The sequence below is a fragment of the Gordonia aichiensis NBRC 108223 genome (genome assembly GCF_000332975.1).
Taxonomy (GTDB): Bacteria; Actinomycetota; Actinomycetes; order Mycobacteriales; family Mycobacteriaceae; genus Gordonia; species Gordonia aichiensis.
On the sequence record NZ_BANR01000004.1, the window covers coordinates 452,933 to 475,732 of the forward strand.

The 22,800-nt window shown below is 65.8% G+C and carries 21 protein-coding genes; 13 read left to right on the forward strand and 8 right to left on the reverse strand.

Annotated features, from left to right (window positions below; translation table 11 throughout):
* Positions 1–3: 3 nt before the first annotated feature.
* Together GOACH_RS06740 and GOACH_RS06745 are read right to left on the reverse strand one after the other, a co-directional pair.
* On the reverse strand, positions 4–921 hold the full coding sequence (locus GOACH_RS06740) for an enoyl-CoA hydratase (protein WP_005172484.1): 918 nt from the start codon (positions 919–921) through the stop codon (positions 4–6).
* 107 nt (positions 922–1,028) lie between these two features.
* A complete protein-coding gene (locus GOACH_RS06745; protein ID WP_005172487.1) occupies positions 1,029–1,514 on the reverse strand; it encodes a hypothetical protein in 486 nt (161 codons plus the stop codon).
* 342 nt (positions 1,515–1,856) lie between these two features.
* On the opposite strand from GOACH_RS06745, the gene cysC reads away from it, so the two are divergent.
* Positions 1,857–2,435 (forward strand): adenylyl-sulfate kinase, encoded by a 579-nt coding sequence (cysC, locus tag GOACH_RS06750; protein ID WP_005172490.1) that lies wholly within the window; start codon positions 1,857–1,859, stop codon positions 2,433–2,435.
* Positions 2,436–2,576: 141 nt separating this feature from the next.
* Positions 2,577–3,353: a 3'(2'),5'-bisphosphate nucleotidase CysQ gene (locus GOACH_RS06755; protein WP_005172494.1), complete on the forward strand. Its 777-nt coding sequence runs from the start codon at positions 2,577–2,579 to the stop codon at positions 3,351–3,353.
* Positions 3,354–3,380: 27 nt separating this feature from the next.
* Here the strand turns inward: GOACH_RS06755 and eccA are convergent, their stop codons facing one another.
* The gene (eccA, locus tag GOACH_RS06760; RefSeq protein ID WP_040517965.1) at positions 3,381–5,168 is read right to left on the reverse strand and encodes a type VII secretion AAA-ATPase EccA; all 1,788 of its coding nucleotides are present in this window, start codon (positions 5,166–5,168) and stop codon (positions 3,381–3,383) included.
* A gap of 162 nt (positions 5,169–5,330) precedes the next feature.
* Between eccA and purL the strand changes: the two genes are divergently transcribed.
* From purL to GOACH_RS06780, 4 genes are all read left to right on the forward strand, one after another.
* Complete coding sequence (gene purL / locus GOACH_RS06765) at positions 5,331–7,619, forward strand: phosphoribosylformylglycinamidine synthase subunit PurL (protein WP_005172499.1); 2,289 nt, start codon at positions 5,331–5,333, stop codon at positions 7,617–7,619.
* Between the two features lie 14 nt (positions 7,620–7,633).
* Positions 7,634–8,320 carry a hypothetical protein gene (locus tag GOACH_RS23100; protein ID WP_005172501.1) on the forward strand — a complete coding sequence of 229 codons (687 nt, stop codon included), beginning with the start codon at positions 7,634–7,636 and terminating at the stop codon, positions 8,318–8,320.
* Positions 8,321–8,467: 147 nt separating this feature from the next.
* Positions 8,468–8,947, forward strand: a complete 480-nt coding sequence (locus GOACH_RS06775; RefSeq protein WP_005172504.1) for a CD225/dispanin family protein — start codon at positions 8,468–8,470, stop codon at positions 8,945–8,947.
* 14 nt (positions 8,948–8,961) lie between these two features.
* Complete coding sequence (locus tag GOACH_RS06780; protein ID WP_005172506.1) at positions 8,962–9,465, forward strand: DUF2752 domain-containing protein; 504 nt, start codon at positions 8,962–8,964, stop codon at positions 9,463–9,465.
* A 21-nt stretch (positions 9,466–9,486) separates the two neighbouring features.
* On the opposite strand, the gene GOACH_RS06785 is transcribed toward GOACH_RS06780, so the two are convergent.
* Positions 9,487–10,356, reverse strand: a complete 870-nt coding sequence (locus GOACH_RS06785; RefSeq protein WP_005172509.1) for a glycerophosphodiester phosphodiesterase — start codon at positions 10,354–10,356, stop codon at positions 9,487–9,489.
* Positions 10,357–10,433: 77 nt separating this feature from the next.
* Between GOACH_RS06785 and GOACH_RS06790 the strand changes: the two genes are divergently transcribed.
* Positions 10,434–11,537, forward strand: coding sequence for an NAD(P)H-dependent amine dehydrogenase family protein (locus GOACH_RS06790; RefSeq protein WP_005172512.1), 1,104 nt, complete (start codon positions 10,434–10,436; stop codon positions 11,535–11,537).
* A gap of 60 nt (positions 11,538–11,597) precedes the next feature.
* Here the strand turns inward: GOACH_RS06790 and GOACH_RS06795 are convergent, their stop codons facing one another.
* On the reverse strand, positions 11,598–13,106 hold the full coding sequence (locus GOACH_RS06795) for a glutamate--cysteine ligase family protein (RefSeq protein WP_040517973.1): 1,509 nt from the start codon (positions 13,104–13,106) through the stop codon (positions 11,598–11,600).
* A gap of 119 nt (positions 13,107–13,225) precedes the next feature.
* On the opposite strand from GOACH_RS06795, the gene GOACH_RS06800 reads away from it, so the two are divergent.
* The 3 genes from GOACH_RS06800 to purM all read left to right on the forward strand — a co-directional run bounded on the left by GOACH_RS06800 (position 13,226) and on the right by purM (position 16,599).
* A complete protein-coding gene (locus tag GOACH_RS06800) occupies positions 13,226–13,612 on the forward strand; it encodes a sterol carrier family protein (protein WP_040517974.1) in 387 nt (128 codons plus the stop codon).
* 175 nt (positions 13,613–13,787) lie between these two features.
* Positions 13,788–15,371: an amidophosphoribosyltransferase gene (purF, locus tag GOACH_RS06805; RefSeq protein WP_005172518.1), complete on the forward strand. Its 1,584-nt coding sequence runs from the start codon at positions 13,788–13,790 to the stop codon at positions 15,369–15,371.
* Between the two features lie 103 nt (positions 15,372–15,474).
* On the forward strand, positions 15,475–16,599 hold the full coding sequence (purM, locus tag GOACH_RS06810) for a phosphoribosylformylglycinamidine cyclo-ligase (RefSeq protein ID WP_040517975.1): 1,125 nt from the start codon (positions 15,475–15,477) through the stop codon (positions 16,597–16,599).
* A 199-nt stretch (positions 16,600–16,798) separates the two neighbouring features.
* On the opposite strand, the gene GOACH_RS23290 is transcribed toward purM, so the two are convergent.
* From GOACH_RS23290 to ygfZ, 3 genes are all read right to left on the reverse strand, one after another.
* Positions 16,799–16,975: a DUF3073 domain-containing protein gene (locus GOACH_RS23290; RefSeq protein ID WP_005172522.1), complete on the reverse strand. Its 177-nt coding sequence runs from the start codon at positions 16,973–16,975 to the stop codon at positions 16,799–16,801.
* A 174-nt stretch (positions 16,976–17,149) separates the two neighbouring features.
* A complete protein-coding gene (locus GOACH_RS06815; protein WP_040517829.1) occupies positions 17,150–17,812 on the reverse strand; it encodes an MOSC domain-containing protein in 663 nt (220 codons plus the stop codon).
* Positions 17,809–18,984 carry a CAF17-like 4Fe-4S cluster assembly/insertion protein YgfZ gene (gene ygfZ, locus GOACH_RS06820; protein WP_040517831.1) on the reverse strand — a complete coding sequence of 392 codons (1,176 nt, stop codon included), beginning with the start codon at positions 18,982–18,984 and terminating at the stop codon, positions 17,809–17,811. The genes GOACH_RS06815 and ygfZ overlap by 4 nt, the downstream gene beginning before the upstream one ends.
* A gap of 41 nt (positions 18,985–19,025) precedes the next feature.
* Between ygfZ and GOACH_RS06825 the strand changes: the two genes are divergently transcribed.
* From GOACH_RS06825 to cydB, 3 genes are all read left to right on the forward strand, one after another.
* Complete coding sequence (locus tag GOACH_RS06825) at positions 19,026–19,904, forward strand: aminodeoxychorismate lyase (RefSeq protein ID WP_005172532.1); 879 nt, start codon at positions 19,026–19,028, stop codon at positions 19,902–19,904.
* Positions 19,905–20,121: 217 nt separating this feature from the next.
* The gene (locus GOACH_RS06830; RefSeq protein ID WP_005172535.1) at positions 20,122–21,708 is read left to right on the forward strand and encodes a cytochrome ubiquinol oxidase subunit I; all 1,587 of its coding nucleotides are present in this window, start codon (positions 20,122–20,124) and stop codon (positions 21,706–21,708) included.
* Positions 21,709–21,720: 12 nt separating this feature from the next.
* Positions 21,721–22,797, forward strand: coding sequence for a cytochrome d ubiquinol oxidase subunit II (gene cydB, locus GOACH_RS06835; RefSeq protein WP_005172538.1), 1,077 nt, complete (start codon positions 21,721–21,723; stop codon positions 22,795–22,797).
* Positions 22,798–22,800 lie beyond the last annotated feature (3 nt).

A 22,800-nucleotide genomic window follows, 5' to 3' on the forward strand; every position in this document is an offset into this window, starting at 1 on the left:
CGATCAGCTCCTGTTCGACGTCGAACCGGCCGACGCCTTCATGGACTTCGCGTCCATGCCGCCGAGGGAGTCGCCACCGGAGGATTCGGCGTTCGCCGAGTGGGCGAAGTGGTGCCACCCGAACACAGAATCCATCGCGGTGCGCATGCCCATCTGGTCCTCGCAGATGTTCACCGCCTTCTTGGACAGGAACAGCCCCTGCATCGGCATGGCGACGATCTGTTCGCAGATCGCGTCGACCTTGTCGGACAGTGCCTCTCGCTCCACGACATGATTGACCATGCCCCATTGCGCTGCCTGCGCGGCGGTAAATCGCTCGCCGGTGAACAGGATCTCCTTGGCGCGGCGGGGTCCGAGCACGTAGGCGTGTGCGAAGTACTCGACTCCGGGGATGCCCATGCGCGCAACGGGGTCGGAGAAGAATGCGTCGTCGGAGGCGACGATGAAGTCGCACACCCAGCTGAGCATCAGGCCGCCGGCGATGCACGCTCCGTGCACCGCTGCGATCATCGGCTTGGGGATCTCCCGCCACCGACGGCACATGCCGAGATAGACCTCGGTCTCGCGGGCAAGCCGCTGATCGGCCCCGGTCTTGTCCGTGTGATCCCAGTGCAGGGCGGCGACGTTGTCGTAGTAGGTGTCGAAGTCGCGCTCCGGAGTGCCGATGTCGTGGCCGGCCGAGAAGTGTTTGCCATTGGCCCGCAGCACGATGACCTTGACGGCGGCGTCGTCGACAGCCCTGCGGAAGGCCGCGTCCAGCGAGTACGTCATCACCGAGTTCTGGGCGTTGCGGTACTCGGGCCGGTTCAGCGTCACGTACGCGACGGCGCCGTTGGGTCCGCCGACCTCGTAGGCGACGGGAGACGTGTCCGGGCCGAGGTCGTCGGGGCCCAGTGGGGTGGGGATCACGGCATCGCTCATGCTCACGAGCCTAACCTAGCAAATGCTTGGTTGGTAGCCTCGACCGTCTCGGCGAGCGCGCCCACTTCCGGCTGCGCCGGTCGCGGGAGCCGACCGGCGCACGTGGTTCAGGGGATGTTGATGGTGGCGGTGCAGGAGTTCGTGGGGATCGACCAGAGGCCGTTGCTGTTCACAGCGCTCAGCGTCAGTTTCACGCGTCCTTTGCCGGGTTCGTTGCGTGGAAAGCCGAATCCGAGGGTCCCGGTGTTGGGCGGCTTCGCCACACCATGCGATCGCATGGTGCCGTGCTTCCCGTTGTCGAGGTGTTTCCAGGTGAGGGTGGCGTCGGAGACGTAGCCCACGCCGAGCCACAGACTCGAAAATGTGACGAGCAGCGTGGTGAAACCGTCGTATTGGGTGACGTTGATGCCAGGGGGCGCGAACGGGACGTCGATGATGTTCGGACTCAGTCCGAAACATTGCGAGAGCGGGAACGAGCGGTTGTAGTCGGCTGATGCTGTGCCCGCTCCGTGTGCGAGACCGGTGGCTCCTCCGGCCACGATCGCCGCGGCGGCCATGCATGCGGTGGTGGTGCGAATTCGATTGCGAATCATGTCTGTGTTCCTTTCGTGAGTGTTGGGGGCGCAGCGTGTCAGCTGAGGACCAAGGTGCCGCTGCACGACGTGGCCGGGATGGGCCACAGCGCATTGCGGTTGACCGACCGGAGCGAGATCTTGACCGCGCCCCGCCCTGCCTCACCCGGTGTGAAGGCCGGGCGTCGAGGCGGCGTCGTGTGTTGTCGGGTGGGTGAAGCGCCTGGACATGGTGTACTCCTTCGGTAGGAGGCCGACTCACTGTCTACACCGGGCAAAGCGGACGTTTCGTTAGCAGGAAATCCGATCCGTTATGCCACTGTGATCCGTCGGTCGGGCAGCGGAACGTGGAAGGGGCGGGCAATGGATGACCGCAACGTGGTGTGGCAGTCGAGCAAAGTGTCTCGCGAGCAGCGCCCGCATCGCGGTGGCACGCTGTGGATAACCGGGCTCTCGGGATCTGGAAAATCCTCTGTCGCAATTGAACTCGAGCGTCGGCTGGTTGCGCAGGGACGCCCGGCGTATCTCATGGACGGCGACAATCTCCGGCACGGACTCAACTCCGACCTCGGCTTCGGCGACGACGACAGGCGCGAGAACATCAGGCGCACAGCCGAAGTCGCAGCGTTGTTTGCCGACTCGGGCTCGGTTGCGATCGTCTCCCTGATCTCGCCGTTCGCTGCCGAGCGCCAGCGCGCCCGAGAGATCCATGTGGAACGCGGACTCCCGTTCTACGAGATCTTTCTCGACACCTCCCTGCAGGAATGCGAGCGCCGTGATCCGAAAGGACTGTATGCGCGGGCGCGGCGCGGGGAGATCAGTCACTTCACCGGCATCGATTCGCCCTATGAGCGCCCCGAGGATCCGGATGTCGTGATCAGGCCTGCCGACGGTCTGCCCGCGGAGACCGCCGCGGCTGTCCTCGCCCAGCTGGGTCTGTGACGTGCGGGCACCGCTAGAGCGTTTGGTGGCTGCGGGTCCGAGTGCGGACGTTGTCGCCGATCGGCGAGCGTCGGTACCGTCGTCGTGTGCGGGGTCGGGCGCGCCTGCCCCTCCGAAGGGTGTCGTTGAAAGGGATCACGAGTGGACGATCGAAGCCTGGCGGGAGAGCTGGCAACCGCAGCAGGGGAGTTGCTCCTCGACATCCGTGCGAACAGCGGCCTGACCGGTCGGGCGCTCGGCGATGCCGGTGATCGACGCTCCGACGATTACATCCTCGGCCGACTCGCGCAGCTACGACCCGACGACGCGGTGCTCTCCGAGGAGTCGGCCGACGACAAGGCGCGCCTGATCGCCCCGCGTGTGTGGATCGTCGACCCTGTCGACGGCACGCGTGAGTACGGGAACGTCGACGACGCCGGTGGCGGTCGTCGGGACTGGGCCGTGCACGTCGCGCTCTGGTCGTCGACGGGCGGTGGAACGTTGATCGCCGGTGCTGTGGCGCTGCCCGCATTGGGCGTCACCTACGTCGACGATCCGACGCCGGTCGCGCCGACCGAGGGCCTGGCCGACCTTCCGCGCGGCGACAAGCCGCGAGTCGTCGTGAGTGGTTCCCGTCCGCCCACGTTCTCGCAGGCCGTCGCCGACGCCATCGGTGGTGAGGTGCTCCAGATGGGCTCGGCGGGCGCCAAGGCGATGGCCGTGGTGCGCGGTGAGGCCGACGCCTACGTCCACGCGGGCGGACAGTACGAGTGGGATTCGGCGGCCCCGGTGGCCGTCGCGCAGGCACAAGGACTGTGGTGCAGCCGAATTGACGGTTCTCCTCTCGTCTACAACCAGGACGACACCTACCTCCCCGACCTTGTGATCTGCCGACCGGAGTTGCGTGACACGATCATCGCAGTGACCGCAGCGGAGTGACGGAGGGCCACTCAGAAGCGGATCACGTCACCGCGCCAATCCCGACATCAGGTTCGTGATGGCGGTGCGTACGTCGCGTGCCTCGATCCTCATCAGATCTTCCTGCGAGAGTGAGCTCAGATCGCCTGCGGATAGCCGATATTCACGCTCTTCTTCTGCGGATTCGATGATGTTCCGCACGAATCGGCCGTTGCCCGCGAGGTCGATGCCTCGGTGGATACCCTGTCCGGTCTCGCGCACGTCATGGTAGAGCGGAGTACAGGCCTGCTCGATCGCGGCCACTGCTTCGGGCGTCAGCGTCGAATCACGGCGTCGTGCAAGGTATTCGCCGATGCGGGCCAGCTCGTCTGGCGTGTAGGAGTCGAACCGGATGCGACGAGCGAACCGGGAGGCCAGGCCGTCGTTGGATGCGAGGAAGCGGTCGATCTCGGCGTCGTAGCCTGCGATGATCACGACGAGCCGGTCGCGGTTGTCCTCCATTCGTGCCAGCAGGGTGTCGACGGCTTCGCGGCCAAACGCATCACCACCCGAGAGTCCCTGCTGGACAAGGGTATACGCCTCGTCGATGAACAGAACACCATCCATGGCCGAGTCGATCAGGGTCGACGTCTTGATGGCGGTGCTGCCGAGGTGTTCGCCGACCATGTCGCGTCGGGTTGCCTCGATGACCTTGTCGGACTTGATGAATCCCAGACCGCAGTACATCTTCGCGATCACCCGCGCCACGGTGGTCTTGCCGGTCCCTGGTGGCCCGGTGAACGCCAGATGCAAGCTGCGCGCCGACGTGGTCAGCCCGCGGTCGGCGCGCAGCCTCGCCAGCGTTGCTGCCGACCTGAGCTTGGCGACCTGTTCCTTGACAGACGTCAAGCCGATCTGGTCGTCGAGTTCTGCCTGTGCCGCGGCCACGAGGCTCTCCGCAGCGTGTGACTGGTCGTCGGTGTCGGTCGCCGATGCGAGCGTCGGCGGAGTCTGCGGCACGGACGCCGGGTCCCACGGGTCTGTCCGCGCTGCGATGTCGTCGACGGTGGTGACGGTGAGCCGCATCGACGGTGATCGGAGTGCTTCGGCGGCCGCCACGAGGGAGGGATCGGCCGCGAAGGCCTGTTCGAGCATGGAGGTGGCCTGCGCTTCCTTGCCCTCGCCCCGCAGAACCAGGCCATAGGTGTACGTCGCGCGACTTGCACACGCCGGAATGGCGCTGGTCATGGCGCGTTCGAGGCGTCGCACAGCCTCGGCGCTCATGCCGAGCTGGGCGCACGCGGTGCCGGTCAGATAGTCGCCGACCGTGCTCATGTGCGGATCGTGCCAATGCTCGGAGCGGGCCAGCGTCGACAACACATCCGGCCATCGCCCGGTCCGGAAGTAGAGTACGGCCTCGATGAACGTCACGATCGGCGTCCGGTGCGGGGCTTCGATGGCGTCGAGTGCGTCGCGGGCCCCCGTGAAGTCATCGCCCGCGATCAGCGTTGCGGCATACGCGGCGGTGGCCTCGACCGCGTCGGACAGCGGATAGTCGAGGAACATGCCGGTGTACCAACGCCCGACGAGGGTCCGTGGAACGATGCCGAGCCTGCGTTGTTCCGCGCCGATGCGATCGCGGTGTCGGAACAGGGCGAGGAGGACCTCGTTCGACGACTCGCCGCAGACCAGGCGGCCGAGCCAGGCGTCGGCCATGCTCGCATCCCATTCGCTGGCGCGCCTGAATGCCTTGGCGGCCTGTGCTGCGTCGTCGACGGGGTCGGTGCCCTCCACCGGGATGCCCAGCGAGAGCACCCCGAGTTCGAAGAGCTGCCTCGCCTTGCGGACGTCGGTCATCATCCCCCCACTAACTCCGATTGAACCGCTTCGCGGAAGTCCGATTGAACCGCTTCGCGTAGATCAATCACCGTAGTCGTTGCATCGTGCGATCGGGTCCGGGTCGACACAGTCCGAGGCCGATGGGTGCCGGACGGTAGAATCTGGCAGGTGAGCGATCCCGTGGAGACCGTGTCTGTGGATTCAACCGAGCGGGCAGCCGACAGCCCCGATCAGCCCCAGCCCTACAAAGAACTCGGACTCAAGGACGACGAGTACGAGCGCATCAAGCAGATCCTGGGTCGGAGACCAACCGATTCCGAGCTGGCCATGTACTCGGTGATGTGGTCGGAGCACTGCAGCTACAAGTCGTCGAAGGTGCATCTGCGCTACTTCGGTGAGACCACCACCGAGGAGATGCGCGCAGGAATGCTCGCAGGCATCGGTGAGAACGCGGGCGTTGTCGACATCGGGGACGGCTGGGCGGTGACGTTCAAGGTCGAATCACACAACCACCCGAGCTACGTCGAGCCCTATCAGGGTGCTGCGACCGGCGTCGGCGGCATCGTCCGCGACATCATGGCGATGGGCGCACGCCCGATCGCGGTCATGGACCAGCTGCGCTTCGGCCGGGCCGATGCACCCGACACACGGCGAGTGCTCGATGGTGTAGTCCGTGGCGTCGGTGGCTACGGCAATTCACTCGGACTCCCGAACATCGGCGGCGAGACGGTCTTCGATTCGAGCTACGCCGGAAACCCCCTGGTCAACGCCCTGTGTGCGGGTGCGCTACGCACCGAGGACCTGCAGCTGGCTTTCGCATCGGGTGCCGGTAACAAGATCATCCTGTTCGGTGCCCGCACCGGACTCGACGGAATCGGCGGTGTGTCGGTGCTGGCGTCGGAGACCTTCGACGACACCGGCGAGTCCGGTCCCAACCGCAAGAAGCTGCCGAGCGTCCAGGTGGGCGACCCGTTCACCGAGAAGGTGCTCATCGAGTGCTGCCTCGAGCTGTACCACGCGGGGCTGGTAGTCGGCATCCAGGATCTCGGCGGCGCCGGACTCTCCTGTGCGACATCGGAATTGGCATCGGCCGGCGACGGCGGCATGAGAATCGAACTCGAGAAGGTGCCGATGCGCGCCGAGGGCATGACCCCCGCCGAGGTGCTCTCGAGCGAGTCGCAGGAGCGCATGTGCGCGGTCGTCACCCCGGAGAACGTCGACGCCTTCCTCGCCGTGTGCCGTAAGTGGGACGTGCTGGCCACCGTGATCGGCGAGGTCACCGATGGTGACAACCTGGTCATCACGTGGCACGGTGAGACCGTTGTCGACGTCCCGCCGCGAACCGTGGCGCACGAGGGTCCGGTATACGAGCGTCCCGTCGCCCGACCGGAGTGGCAGGACGGTGTGGTCGAATCGACGACGGAGGCGCTCAAGCGCCCGTCGACCCCCGACGAACTGCGTCAGACGTTGCTCGACATGCTCGAGTCCCCCGCACTGTGCAGCCGCAGGTTCATCACCGATCAGTACGACCGTTACGTGCGCGGCAACACCGTGCTCGCAGAACATGCCGACTCCGGTGTGATCCGCATCGACGAGAAGACCGGTCGCGGAATCGCTCTGGCCACAGACGCATCAGGGCGCTATACCTTCCTCGATCCGTATCGGGGCGCTCAACTCGCGTTGGCTGAGGCATATCGCAACGTTGCGGCATCGGGCGCGACACCGCGCGCGGTGACCAACTGCCTCAACTTCGGTTCGCCCGAGGACCCGGGGGTGATGTGGCAGTTCCAACAGGCCGTTCACGGACTCGCCGATGGTTGCAGACAGCTCGGCATCCCGGTCACGGGCGGCAACGTGAGCTTCTACAACCAGACCGGGTCGACGCCGATCCTGCCAACCCCGGTGGTCGGTGTGCTCGGCGTGATCGACGACGTGCATCGTCGGCTTCCGACCGACTTCGGGACCGAGCCCGGTGAAACGCTCATCCTGCTCGGTGAGACGCGGGACGAGTTCGACGGCTCCATCTGGGCGGAGGTCGCCTACGACCATCTCGGCGGTGTGCCGCCGCAGGTCGACCTCGATCACGAAAAACTGTTGGCCGACATCCTGACCGCGGCGTCACGCGACGGCTTGGTCTCGGCTGCGCATGATCTCAGCGAGGGCGGGCTGATCCAGGCCGTCGTCGAATCAGCGCTGGCGGGCGAAACCGGCTGTCGCATCCTGCTTCCCGAGGACGCCGACCCGTTCGTGTGGTTGTTCTCCGAATCGTCGGGCCGCGTGCTGGTTGCTGTGCCGCGCACAGAGGAGTCGCGGTTCACCTCGATGCTCACCGCCCGGCAGATGCCGTGGACGCGTATCGGCGTCGTCGATCAGGGATCGGACTCCGTGACCGTGCAAGACCAGTTCGAGGTCACGCTCGACGAACTGCGTGCCGTGCACGAGGGCACACTGCCGAAACTGTTCGGGTGAGCTGAGAAGACGACATGTCGAATCCCACCGACCCGTTGGGCGGACCGCCGCCGTTCGATCAACCCCAGTACGGCCAACCCCCGTACGGCCAACCCCAGTACGGCCAACCCCAGTACGGCCAATTCCGGTACGGCCAACCCCAGTACGGGCAGCCGTTCGCCGGATACGGGGTGCCGCGGGTCCCCACGTCGACGTCCGGCGCGACGGCGATCGTGGCCTCGGTACTTGCACTTCTCGGGACGTTTGTCGGTCTGGTGGGAATCGCGGTGTCGGTGATCGCACTCGTCGGTGTGGGGAGCCACATGACGACTGGCCTCCTCGTGTGGGCGGTGGTCGACCTCCTCGTCGTGATCGCCTCCACAGGTCTGCTCGCGACCGGTGGAGTGCAACTGCTGCGTCGCAGGGCGATCGGGCGGTGGTTGATCGTCGCGGGCTGTGCACTCACGATCCTGATGGGGATCGCCGATACTCTGATCAGCGCGGTGTTCTTCTCCGCCACATACTCGGTGAACACCTCGAGCACGTTTCACGCGCCCCTGTTGGTGAGTCTCATCAGTCTCGTGTTCCCCGTGGCAGCGATCATCCTGGCCCTCGTGCCGTCGACCGCCGCCTACTGCGCGGCGCCCGGTCTGGCCCAGCCCGGATATCCCCAGCCCGGATATCCCCAGCCCGGATACCCGCAGTCCGGCCGCTACCACTAGGACCGGATGGGCTGAGAGGTCGATCGGGGCCTGCGTCGGATGATCTTCCCGTTCGCCGTCGGGTCATCGAATGGAAAACGGCCCGTGTCGGGCCGTCGTCTGCTGGTTCCGCTACGCTCCACTCGACCGAACTCGAGAGGAATCCCGATGACCAACCCGTACGACCCGCAGGGCGATCCGATGCGGAAGGACGGCGGATACGGCCAGGCCCCTTATGGCGGCGAGCAGCCGCAGTACGGTGGCGATCCCTACGGGCAACCCCAATACGGCCAAGCCCAGTACGGGCAACCCCAGTACGGCCAGCCCCAATATGGTGGCCAGTCGTATGGGCAACCCCAGTATGGCTACGGCAACACGCCTCCCGACAACAATTTGGTGTGGGCCATTCTGTGCACGGTGCTCTGCTGCCTGCCGCTGGGCATCGTGTCCATCGTCAAGTCGACGTCGGTGAACGGACTCTGGGCCGCGGGCGATTACGCAGGTGCGCAACAGGCTGCCGACGACGCGAAGAAGTGGGCGATGTGGGGTGCCATTGCCGGCGCGGCCAGCATCGTCGTGGGCATCGTCATCTACGTCATCTTCGCGATCGTGCTCGTCTCCAGCATCCCGTCGACGTCGACGTACTGACTTCGTCGAATCCGATGGCCGACGACACCGCAGCGGACCTGCATCCGGTTCCCAGCCGGGAGAGACTCCCTGCACGGATCGAGCGTGTCGTGCTCGGGACGGTGAGCGCGATCTCGCATCATCGCGTCGCCGGACCGACACTGGTCGTCGCGGCCGCCGCGGGCTGCGCAGGCGCGATCTGGTTCGGCGATCCGACGACCCCTGGTGGACCGCTGCCGGTGTGTCCGACCAAGGCACTGCTTGGCATCGATTGCCCCGGTTGCGGTTCGCTGCGTGCTGTGTACTGGCTGATGCACGGCAACCTCGGAGAGGCGCTGCGCTACAACGCACTCGGTGTCGTCGCTCTCGTCTTGCTCGGCTGGGCGTTTGTTGCCTACTGTGTCGGCCTGTGGCGGGGCCGACGGGTGCGGAGCTGGCAACATCTGCGTTTCGCTCCGTTCGTAGCACTGGTCGCGGTGGGTGTGTGGATCGTGATCCGGAACATCCCGGTCGCCCCGTTCGACGCACTGCGGGTGTGACACCGGTGTCGTGTCGGCACATCACCCCCGGCCGTACCACTCCTGCACGAATCCATCCGGGTCGTCGGTGGTGATCTGATCGGCACCGCGCTCGACCAGGCGCACAAGGCGCGCCACGGATGAGTTGTCAGCGTGCGGAAGGGTGTAGACATCGACCCGGCGCCCCATCGCATGGAACGCCGCGATCACATCCGCGCCGAGCTCCGCGGCGCCGAGAACGAGGCCGTGGTCGAGATAGATCATCTCGGCGCGCGGCGAGTCACGGCACGCGGTGAAGACGAAGCCCCGGAAATCCTCCGAGCGCAGGGCACGACGGGCCGCGCCTCGGTGGCAGGGGTCGTAGCCGACGTGGATACCCGGCGCAGCGTCGCAGAGAACCCTCACCGCGTCGGCGTCGCCGCACGAGAGGATCGCGTTGTCGGCGAACGGTGCGACGGCCTGGGCGAACACGTCGACGGCTGCCTCGTCGAGTGCTGCGGCGTCCTCCTTGAAGTCCAGTTGCAGCATCGCATGCGAGGCTACGTCCACGTCGTCGAGCAGTGTCGCGAGGTCTTCGAGGAGGACAACATTCTCGTCGGTCGGGGTTCCGGTGGCGTCACGCAACCGCAGCCCGCGTAGATACGACGCCGAGGCCTGCGCGATGTCACCGCGTCCGGTGGTGGCGTGCGTGATGTCGCGATCATGCAGCATCGCGAAGCCGCGGTCGGCATGGATCAGCAGATCGACCTCGACGCTCGCGCCGACTCGCAATGCCTCGACGATGCGCGACGCGGTGAACGGGGTGTCCGACGGGCGCCGTCGGGCTCGGTGCCATTTGAGCAGGGTTCGACGTCCAGCGTGTGTGACCGCGATCGGGGGAGGAGATGCGGCGGGGTTCTCGGAGCTCGGCATCGGTGCCGACACTACGCCCGAAAGGCCATTGGCCAGAACCTGTCCCACCGATGTGGAACGTGTTCTAGTTTGGTGGCATGAGTCTGCGAGTGATCGAGTGGTCGACCGGAACCGTCGGTAGGCATGCCATCGCCGGGATCGACGCCCATCCCGATCTGGAACTGGTCGGCGTGTGGGTGTCCGACCCGGCGAAGGTCGGCCGGGACGCCGGGGAACTGGCAGGGCTCGGTCGCGATCTCGGAGTCGCGGCGACGTCGGACGTCGACGAACTGCTGGCGTTGGCCCCCGACTGCATAGTGCACACCGCGATGACCGACGATCGTGTCGTGGAGTCGATCGGCGACCTGACGCGGTTCCTCGAGGCGGGGGTCAACGTGGTGTCGAGCGGTCCGGTGGTGCTGCAGTTCCCACACGGCATCCTGCCTGCGTCGATGATCGACCAGATCGAGGCGGCGGCTCACAGCGGTGGGGCGACACTGCACGTGAACGGCATCGATCCGGGATTCGCCAACGACGTCCTGCCGCTGTCGATGACGAGTCTCGCGCAGCGCATCGACGAGGTGCGGTGCATGGAGATCGCCGATTACTCCACCTACTACCAGCCGGTGGTCATGCGCGACCTGTTCGGATTCGGCCAACCCCTGGACTACACGCCGGTGTTGCTGACGCCCGGTGTCCTCGGCATGGCGTGGGGGAGCGTCGTACGGCAGCTCGCGGCCGGACTGGGCATCACACTCGACGAACCGCTCGTCGAGCGCGTCGAACGGGTCGCCGCCGATCGTGACTACTCGACGGTGTCGGTCGACGTGCCGAAGGGCACGATGGCCGCGCTGCGGTTCGAGGTCGCGGGTCAGGTCGACGGCGTCGACAGGATCGTGCTCGAGCACGTGACCCGCACGCATCCCGATCAGTGTCCGCAGTGGCCGAAACCCGCCGAGGGTGACGGCTCGTATCGCATCGTCGTTTCCGGTGAACCACATATGCAGGTCGAGTTCAGCCATCACGGCGAGCACGGGGATCACAATGTCTCGGGCATGATCGTGACGGCGATGCGCCTGGTCAATGCCGTACCAGCTGTCGTCGCTGCTCCCGCGGGCCTCGCAACCGCGCTCGACCTGCCGCTCGTCACAGGGCGTGGGCTGGTGGCGGGAGCTGCTCATCGTGTCGTGCCCGCCCCGTGACGTCACGTCGTCCGCCGATTCCCGCCGGACCTCGGCGGCGCCCCGGCGTACCGGCGATCATCACAGGGGCCAGGTGTGCACGGGTTCACCCTCGTGCATCAGGGCGACGTAGTCGGCGAGCATGCCGTGCAGTGCGGCGTCGCGACTCTCGCCTGCGGACTCCCGCGCGGCCACCGCATGACGCTGCCATACCGAACCCGACTGTCGGGTGATGCAGCGTCCCTCGATCACGGAAAGATACCGCGAGCGCGCCTTGTCGGAGACGCCGAACGAGCGGAGCCCGGACTCGGCCAGCGGCAGGAGGCGTCGAAGCGTGAGTTCGTCCGGACGTATCCATCCGACACCCGGCCAGTAGAGCTGACTGTCGAAGCCCGACCGTGCGCCCGCGTGGAGATTCTCGGCAGCGGCGTCGAACGACATCTGTGACCACAGCGGTAGATCCTGCTCGACCAGCCCGCGTACGACCCCGTAGTAGAACGCCGCATTGGCCATGGTGTCGACGACGGTTGGCCCCGCGGGCAGCACCCTGTTCTCGACCCGCAGGTGGGCCTGGCCGTCGACGACGTCGTAGACGGGACGGTTCCAGCGATAGACGGTCCCGTTGTGGAGACGCAGTTCGTCGAGCGTCGGGATTCCGCCGGCGTCGAGCGTCGCGAGCGGATCCTCGTCGGATGAGACGGGCAGCAGCGCCGGAAAGTATCGGGTGTTCTCGTCGAAGAGATCGAAGATGGTGTTGATCCAGCGTTCACCGAACCAGACACGCGGACGCACGCCCTGATTCTTCAGCTCGAGCGGGCGGGTGTCGGTCGCCTGCTCGAAGACGGGGATGCGGCTCTCGTGCCACAGCGCGGTGTCGGCGAGGAATGGCGCATTCCCTGCCACTGCCACCTGCACGCCGGAGATCGCTTGCGCGGCATTCCAATGCGAAGCGAAGTCTTCGGGGGCCACCCTCAGATGCAACTGCAGTGACGTGCAGGCCGCCTCGGGAAGGATTGAATCCGTTGCGGTGGAGAGGTGTTCGGCGTCGTGGTGTTCGTCGAGCGGGACCCCGGTGATGTCGAGTTCGATGTCCTCACCGCGGGCGTCGAAGATCTGCCGGTTCAGTAGGTCATACCGTGGGTTGGCCGAAATCCAATGATGCGCAAAGTGTTCGGTGCGCAGGGTGGGTAGCATACCGATCATCACAAGATGGCTGTCGGCCGCCGCGGCCTTCTTCTCGGCACGATTGAGTGAGGTGCGCAATGCCTGCTCGAGTGAGATGGTGTCGTCGGTGGTGAACGGCCGGGGAGACACATTGATCTCGATGTTGAACTGGCCGAGTTCGGTTTGGTAGTCGGGGTCGGCGATCGCATCGAGGACCGCGGCGTTGGCCATCGCCGGATTCATCGCGGCGTCGACGAGATTGAGCTCGACCTCCATGCCCAGCAGCGGTTGGGGCGGCGCGCCGTGATCGGTGAACACTCCGTCGGCGAGCATGCGTGCGATCGCCTCCGTGCCACGCGACACCTGGCGTCGGAAACGGACGCGGTCGGCGCCGGTGAACTTCTGATCGGGCACGTCGGTTCCCATGGGGTCAATGGTGCCCGAACCGACGGGGTCGGGTGCGCGCATCGGGGTTCATTGTCGTGAACGGGATGCACACCGAGGGCATCGCGATCGCGCTCACCGCACAGGTGCATCATGACGTGATGCCCGCGCGAAAACCGATCGATCCCGCAGCCGCCCGCGCAGCGGTCCTCGCGGTCGCGCCCTGGCTGCGCGACGACTCCCTTCCCGCACCTGCCAGAGCCGAGCTCGCCGCAGCGGTACGGCTGACGGCCCGGACCCTCGAGGACATCGCGCCCGGTAACTCTGTAGAGGTGAGAGTTCCGCCCTTCGTCGCGGTGCAGTGCATCGAGGGGCCACGGCACACCCGCGGCACCCCGCCGAATGTGGTCGAAACCGACCCGCGCTCGTGGTTGCTCCTCGCTGTCGGCGACGCCGAATTCGACGATCTCGTCGCACAGGGGGAGGTCTCGTCGTCGGGCAGCAGGGCAGGCGAGGTGGCCACCTGGATGCCGCTCGTCCGTGTCTGACCGAGCGGGGGCGATGCCTCCGATGTTCGACCGACGCTCGGTGCGCTGGCTCACACGCGGAATATCCGCAGGTGCCACGCCGCTGCACGATTGGAAAAGTGGGCCTACCGGCACGTAAGCTCGGGTTACCGAGACCAGGCCCGCGCCGCCACGTCCAGCACAGGGAGCTCGTCGTATGCCGGATCTTTCGATCACAAGCACCAACCTGCTGGCTCCTACCCAGCACGCCTGTCCCGCACGGGAAGCGATCGACGAACCGGAGAACGAGCCGCGCGAGGAGTGCGGTGTCTTCGGTGTGTGGGCTCCCGGCGAGGACGTCGCCAAGCTGAGCTACTACGGCCTCTACGCACTGCAGCATCGCGGCCAGGAGGCCGCGGGTATCGCGGTGGGTGACGGCTCGCAGGTCCTTGTCTTCAAGGATCTCGGCCTGGTCAGTCAGGTCTTCGACGAGCAGACGCTCGGTGCGATGGTCGGTCACGTCGCGATCGGGCACTGCCGGTACTCGACGACAGGATCGACCACCTGGGAGAATTCCCAACCGATCTTCCGTACGACCGACGCCGGTAGCGGAGTTGCGCTGGGACACAACGGAAATCTGGTCAATACCGCCGACCTCGCCAGTCGTGCACGTGAGCTGGGTATTGCCAGCGGATCGGCGACGTCGGACTCCGACATCGTCGGTGCACTGCTGGCGCACGGTGCTGCCGACAGCAGCATCGAGCAAGCCGCGATGGAACTCCTTCCGACGTTGCGCGGCGCGTTCTGCCTGACCTTCATGGACGAGCACACCCTGTACGCGGCGCGCGATCCGCACGGTGTGCGCCCGCTGTCACTCGGCAGGCTCGACAGAGGGTGGGTCGTCGCATCCGAGACCGCCGCGCTCGACATCGTCGGCGCGTCATTCGTCCGCGACATCGAACCCGGTGAGCTGCTGGCGATCGACGCCGACGGCGTGCGCAGTTCCCGGTTCGCCGAGCCGACGCCGCGTGGTTGCGTCTTCGAGTACGTCTACCTCGCCCGCCCGGACAGCGTGATCCACGGTCGGTCGGTGCACTCGACCCGAGTGGAGATCGGTCGACGTCTGGCACGGGAGTTCCCCGCCGACGGCGACCTGGTGATCCCGGTTCCCGAGTCGGGCACACCCGCAGCGGTCGGGTACGCGCAGGAATCGGGCATCCCCTACGGCCAGGGTCTGATGAAGAACGCATACGTGGGGCGGACGTTCATCCAGCCCTCGCAGACGATCCGGCAGCTCGGCATCCGACTCAAACTCAACCCTCTCAAAGAGGTGATCCGCGGTAAGCGGCTCATCGTCGTCGACGACTCGATCGTCCGGGGCAACACCCAGCGCGCACTGATCAGGATGCTGCGCGAGGCAGGCGCCGCCGAGATCCACGTGCGCATCGCCTCGAGCCCCGTCCGTTGGCCCTGCTTCTACGGGATCGACTTCGCGTCGCCCGCCGAGCTGATCGCCAACGGTATGGAATCCGAGGAGCACATGGTCGAGGGCGTGCGGCAGGCCATCGGCGCCGATTCTCTCGGCTACATCAGCATCGACGAGATGATCGCCGCCACCGAGCAGCCTGCGTCGTCGTTGTGCGCTGCCTGCTTCGACGGTGACTACCCGATCGAACTGCCCGAGGAGACGTCGATGGGGAAGGCGGTGCTCGAGCAGATGCTCGCCAGTGCCGCAGGCGACAGCCGAATCGACCCGTTGACCGTGCCGAACGACAACGCCAACGCAGTCCTGCGCCCCTGACCGTCGACCGGGTAGTGAACCACCGCCTGTGGCGACTGCCCGCACGCTCTCCGGTAGCGTGTGACCCGACCATCAGCGATTGCGAACAGGGGTGCGCGCCTACATGTCCGAGAAGGATTCGGTAGCCAACGAACCGAGTACGGGCGACTCGACGCCGACGGATACCGGAGCGTCGTATGCGGCTGCTGGTGTCGACATCGACGCAGGTGAGCGGGCCGTCGAACTGTTCGCCCCACACGCCAAGCGTGCCACCCGGCCCGAGGTCATGGGCGGGTTGGGCGGCTTCGCCGGCCTGTTCGCGCTGAAGGGGAATTACCGTGAGCCGGTCCTCGCGGCGTCGAGTGACGGCGTCGGAACCAAACTGGCTGTCGCGCAGGCGGTCGGCAAGCACGACACCGTCGGTCAGGACCTCGTCGCCATGTGCGTCGACGACCTCGTCGTCTGCGGGGCGGAGCCACTCTTCCTGCAGGACTACATCGCGATCGGCAAGGTGATTCCTGAGGTCGTCGCCGAGATCGTGGCGGGTATCGCAGACGGTTGCGTGGCCGCAGGATGTGCGCTGCTCGGCGGTGAGACGGCAGAGCATCCAGGACTCATGCTGCCCGACCATTACGACCTGTCGGCGACTGCGGTGGGGGTCGTCGAGGCAGACGAACTGCTCTCGCCCGAACGGGTGCGCGCCGGCGACGTCGTGATCGCAATGGGTTCGTCGGGACTGCACTCCAACGGTTACTCGCTCGCGCGCAAGGTGCTCCTCGAGTGGGGGCACATGGACCTCGGTGGTCACGTCGAGGAGTTCGGTCGCACACTCGGCGAGGAGTTGCTCGAGCCGACCCGGATCTACGCGCGGGATTGCCTTGCGCTCGCTGCCGAGACCGACGTGCGGATTTTTGCCCACATCACCGGCGGTGGACTCGCCGAGAACCTCGCACGCGTCATCCCGGACGGACTGGTCGCCGAACTCGAACGCGGAACATGGACTCCCGCACCGATTTTCGCTCTGATCGCCCAGCGTGGTCGGGTCGAGCAGGCGGAGATGGAGCGCACGTTCAACATGGGGGTCGGAATGGTTGCGATCGTGGCGCCCGAGGACACCGACCGTGCGCTCGCGGTGCTCACCGCGCGCCACGTCGACAACTGGGTACTCGGCGCGATCAAGCGCTCACCGGAGCCGAAGAGTCACGAGGTCCCCAAGGTGACGGTCGTCGGCGAGCATCCGCGCTTCTGAGCGAACGTCCGGTCCATCCCGTGCTGGGGCCGGACTCTGCGGCCTGAACATCGCTCCGCAATGGAACATCACACCGGAGCGGTAAGTGCCATTCTGGGCCAGAATGTCCGAGTGTAAACATCGTCGGTGATGCGCTCGGGACTGCCGAGCGCATCACCGACGTGAAGGTCGTGCGGGTTACCGCAGGAGGAGATACGCGTCAGGCGCGCTTCCACTCCTCCTCTTCGGCCCACTCATCCACAGGATCCGGACGATCTGCCGAATCGCCCGACCCCGACAACTCGCGCTGCAAGCTGTCGAAATCGGTGTGGGGAGTGGAGTACTTGAGCTGACGAGCAACCTTCGTCTGCTTTGCTTTCGCCCGGCCGCGGCCCATATGGGACCCCCTCGCACAATGACGGGGCGGCCAAACTAGTGGCGGCCCCGTTCTCTAGGTAGTGAATCTGTCGTGCCAACCAGTCTAGCGCGCCCGAACGGATTCTGTGGATTGCCCTGCCTTGCCACGCCGACGCCGCCCGCGGTGAGTTGCGGGAGCCGGATGCCACACCCTCTAGGCGCGGGCCAGTTTCTTGGTTGCCTCGCGTCGGACCTTCGGGGCCAGCTGGTCGTCGGAGAGGAGCTCGCGCAGTGACTCGGCGTCGGTACCGGTGATCAGGTGCCGCACACGCACGCTGTGCTGCGGGCGAGAGACCACTCGGATCTCATCGCCTGCACCGACGGTTCCCGGGTGTAGAACCCGCAGGTAGGTGCCGACATCAGCGCGGTCGAGGAAGCGCTTGATCCATCGGGGCTCATCGGCCCACGCCGCGAAGGTGCGGCACGGGGTGCGCGGAATGGTGGTTTCCAGTAGCAGACCGTCGTCTCCGACAGCCCACTGCTCGCCGACCAGCGCGTCGGTCACGGGTAGGCCGGTGACCCGGAGGTTCTCGCCGAACCAGCCGTAAGGAAGCTCACGTCCGAGCGAGGAAGCCCAGTGGTGTGCTTCGGCGTGGTCGTATGCGTAGACGGCCTGGTCGAGTCCCCCGTGGTGTTTCGTATCGCAGACGTGATCGGTGACGAGGCCGAGGTCGCCGACCGTCACCCTGCCGGATTGCGGCCGCTTGTCGATCGCGCTGGCCCCGATCGAGTCGAGCTCGACGTCGTGTTCGGCGACACAGACCGCGAGCACTCGCCCGAGCAACTCCTGCGGCTGCCCGGATGTCGAGACGCTCACCGGCCGCGCAGCTTGTCGATCGCCGCGCGTCCGGCCTGCACCCGGTCGTCGGCCCGGATGGAGTCGGGGTCGATGCGGGCGGGCATCCGATCTCCGACCTCGAGCTCTACCTCGGGACCTATGCTGCTCTTGACCAGTGCGAGCGCGATCGGCCCGAGCTCGAAGTGGTCGACGACGGTCCCGACCCGCCCGACGTTCCGGCCGCCCGCGGTGACGACGGCACCGGTATCGGGTTTGTCGTCGGCGCTCCCATCGAGATGCAGCAGGACGAGTCGTCGAGGCGCCTTGCCGAGATTGTGGACGCGGGCCACCGTCTCCTGCCCGCGGTAGCAGCCCTTGTCGAGGTGTACGGCGCCGTACTCCCCGGGCCCACCGATCCAGTTCACCTCGTGGGGGATCGTGCGCTCGTCGGTGTCCACGCCGAGGCGGGGACGCATACCTGCCACGCGGAGTGCGTCGAGAGCCCAGCTCCCGGCGGCGCGTGCGCCTGCGTCGATCACGGTGTCCCACCAGCCCACCAGTTGCGATTCAGGCACGACGAGGTCGACGACGGGCAGGGCCCCGGTTGCGTGCGGGCCCTCGGAGAGCGGCGGCATGATGCGCCAGAAACCGAGGGGCTCCTCCTCGTGATGGACTTCGGGGAGATCGCCGGCGGTGTAGGGCAGTGCATCGGGGTCGATTTCGAGCAACTCGGTGATCGGACCCGTCAGCACGTCCGGGCCGATCAGTGTCAGAACCCTCATGTCCGGCCGTGCCGCGGGGGCGACGTCGGCCCAGAAGACCATCTTGGTGAAGAAGTCGAGGAGGGGTGCTCCGCGATGGCCTTCTGTGTCGATCCACATCACCTCATCGACATCGGTGACGACGAAGTGGTCTTCGACGCGACCGTTCATGTCCAGCGAGAGAGATTCGGCGCTGCGTCGGTCGGGTAGGTGACTGACGTGCTGGCTGCTGATGTTGTGCAGCCAGCTCAGTCGTTCGGAGCCGGGTACCTCGATCACAGCGCGATCGGAGCGGTCGACGACGACGGCGCCGCGCACCGCGGCCCGCTGTTCGCCGAGCGGATCGCCGTAGTGCCACGCGAGCGTCGTCGACGACTCATCTGTGGGAGAGTGCGGGTCGGCGACCGCGCCCTTCGTGGAGTACCTGGTCAAGATCGGGGAGGGCGCCACCTCACCGATTCTACGCAGTCGACGCACTAGCCTCGTGGACTATGTCGCACTCGATCCTGATGACCCTCGACGGTGAGCGCCACGAGCCCGACGAACCGTTTCTCCACGCCGACGACCTCGCCGCGGTGCGCGGCGACGGAATCTTCGAGACCCTGCTCGTACGCGGCGGACGCGCCCGGTGCGTCGACCTGCACCTTGAGCGCCTCACGCGCAGCGCGGCGATGCTCGAACTCCCCGAGCCCGACGTCGACGCGTGGCGCGAGGCGATCGACGTCGCGGCCGAGCAGTGGGCCGCTGACGCGCCGCGCGGTGCCGAGGGCATGCTGCGGCTGGTGTATTCGCGCGGTCGCGAGAGTGCGGCAGGAGACGGCCCTCCCACCGCCTATCTGACGGTCGGCCCGGTCGCTGACCGGGTGACCGCGGTTCGTCGTGACGGTGTCTCGGTGGTCACGCTTGATCGTGGGTACTCGATCGACGCGGCGGCGAGTTCGCCCTGGCAACTGCTCGGTGCCAAGACGCTCAGCTACGCAACCAACATGGCGGCGTTGCGGCACGCGACTGCGCAGGGTTTCGACGATGTCATCTATCTCAGTGCCGAGGGCGCAGTCCTCGAGGGTCCGCGCTCGACGGTCGTCGCGGTGTACGACAAGACCTTGGTCACGCCTCCTATCGAGGCGGGAATTCTCCCCGGAACCACCGCGCGCGCCACCTTCGAATTGGCGGAAAAGGAGGGGTGGGGCACGGAGACGCGGATTCTGCGAACGGCTGATCTGATCGCCGCCGATTCGTTTTGGCTCGTGAGTAGCGTCACCTTGGCTGCGCGGGTCACCTCACTCAACAGATATGCGACGCCCGTGGCGTCGAATACTGACCAGTTCACCGATTTGGTGGACCGTGCGATAGGCGATGACTCAGAATGAGCAGGTCGGTGACTTCGTCCCCTCGGAGACCGACGCGATTCTGAGACACAGCTCATAACTTCATCCCGACGACGGGACCTTTGGCTGCTTGTCCCCACGATCGGCCCAGCGTAGCGTCGTCGACAACGGGCTACTACGCATTGTCGTAGCACGCTCGTGCTTTCGTACCAGGACGCGTCTCCCAGCCCGGGGGCGCGGCTATGAGATTCGAGACGCGATGAACGCTCTGGATTTGTCACGATGGCAGTTCGGGATCACGACTGTCTATCACTTCATTCTCGTCCCGTTGACGATCGGCCTCGCGCCGATGGTCGCGATCATGCAGACGGTGTGGCACAGGACGGGGAATGAGCAGTGGCTGCGTGCCACCAAATTCTTCGGAAAACTCTTCCTCATCAACTTCGCACTCGGTGTGGCGACCGGCATCGTGCAGGAATTCCAGTTCGGGATGAACTGGAGTGAATACAGCCGTTATGTTGCCGACGTCTTCGGTGCACCGTTGGCGCTCGAGGGATTGATCGCCTTCTTCCTCGAGTCGACGTTCCTCGGCCTGTGGATCTTCGGGTGGACGAGGCTGCCGCGGCGTGTGCATCTCGCGACCATCTGGTTGGTCGCGATCGGTGTGACGGCGTCCGCCTACTTCATCATCGCGGCGAACAGCTTCATGCAGCACCCGGTGGGGGTCGCGTGGAGTGATGTGCGTGAGCGTCCTGCGATGAACAATTTCTGGGCGGTCATCACCAATAACACGACCCTGGTCGCTTTTCCGCATGTCATAGCCGGATCGTGGCTCACCGCAGCCACTTTCGTCGCCGCGATCGGCGCCTGGTGGATGACGCGCAACATGATTCGGGCGAAGAAGCTCAGTGCTGCCATCGAGACCGGCGACGCCTCCGACATGCCGAAGACGACATCGCCCAGTCAGATCGACGCCACCCCGGCGGATCTCGAGCGCGACGCGCGTCGGATGTGGCGGCCTGTCACCAGGTTCGCGTGTTGGTTCGCGATCGTCGCCGGTGTGCTCGTCATCATCACCGGTGACATGCAGGCACAACTGATGTTCAAACAGCAGCCGATGAAGATGGCCGCCGCCGAGTCGTTGTGCGACACCGAGCAGCCTGCCGGGTTCTCGGTACTGGCAGTCGGGCGACAGAACAACTGCGACAACATCGAGCACGTCATCACGATCCCGCGCATGCTGTCATTCCTCGCCGATCACCGCTTCGACAGCGAGGTCAAGGGCGTCAACCAATTACAGGAGGAGTACACGCAGAGACTCGCCGGGACGCCGGGTGTGGAACCCGGGCAGAATTTTGCGCCCAACCTGTTCGTCACCTACTGGGGCTTCCGGGCGATGATCACCTGGGCGCTCGGTTCGGTGATCGTCGCGCTCGGCGGGTTGTGGTTGACGCGCAAGAACAAGGTGATCTCGTCGCGTAAGTTCGGTCTGCTCGCGCTCTGGATGATCCCGACGCCGTTCCTGGCCAATGCGTCCGGCTGGATCTTCACCGAGATGGGACGTCAGCCCTGGGTGGTCGTGCCCAACTGGGCCGACAACCTCGACCCCACCCGCATCCACATGCTGGTGCAGAACGGCGTCTCCAATCACACGCCACCGATCCTGTGGGTCACGCTGATCGGCTTCACCGTTCTCTACGGTGCGCTGGGCGTCGTGTGGTTCCTGCTGCAGCGTCGGTACATCATCGAGGGTCCCGGTCCGCATGACGATGTTCCGCCGATCGTCGATGAGGACGTCTCCGACTCCGATGCCGACGGCCCCAAGCAACTGTCGTTCGCGTACTGAGGAGTAAGAGACATGCTCGGAAATCTCTGGTTCATCATCGTCGCGATCCTGTTCGTCGGGTACTTCGTGCTCGAAGGTTTCGACTTCGGTGTCGGCATGCTGATGCCGTTCCTCGGCCGAAGCCACACCGGTGGCGACAGCAAGGTGTCGGCGAAGGACGACGCCGCCGACAACGACAAGCGACGTCGGGTGCTGCTCAACACCATCGGGCCCGTCTGGGACGGCAACGAGGTGTGGCTCCTGACAGCCGGCGGTGCGTTGTTCGCGGCATTCGGCGGGTGGTACGCGACGATGTTCTCAGCGCTGTACCTGCCGCTGTTCCTCATCCTTGTCGGCCTGATCGCGCGCGTCGTATCGATCGAATGGCGCGGCAAGATCAACAATCCCAAGTGGCGTCAGTGGTGCGACTTCGGTATCGGGCTCGGGTCATGGATTCCCGCGATCCTCTGGGGTGTCGCGTTCGCCAATGTCGTTCGTGGGCTTCCGATCGATGAGCGGCACCAGTACACCGGCGGGTTCTTCAACCTGCTCAACCCCTACGGGCTGCTGGGTGGGCTCACGACGCTGCTGGTGTTCCTCACGCACGGGGCCATCTTCCTGAGTATCAAGACCGGTGGTGTGCTGGAAGAGGATTCGAAGAAGTACGCCAAGATGCTGGCCATCCCGACGCTTGTCGTCGCTGCAGTCTTCCTGCTCTGGACCCAGTTCGCCTACGGCAACGGGTGGACCTGGATTCCGGTGCTGATCGCGGCGATCTCGGCTGTGGTCATGGTCATCGCCACCCAGGCCGAGCGTGAGGGCATCGCGTTCACCGCCAACGCGATCGCGATCGCGGGTACGGTCGCGTCGCTGTTCGCGTGCCTGTTCCCGAACGTGCTCCCATCGACGACGAATGCGGCGTGGAACCTGACGGTCGAGAACACGTCGTCGAGCGACTACACGCTCACGGTGATGACCATCGCCGCGGTCATCGTCACGCCGATCGTCATCGCCTACCAGGCCTGGACGTACTGGGTGTTCCGCAAGCGGCTGTCCGTCGACCAGATCCCCGAGTCGATCGGCTTGTCGTCGCTGAAGGCGTGGCAATAGATC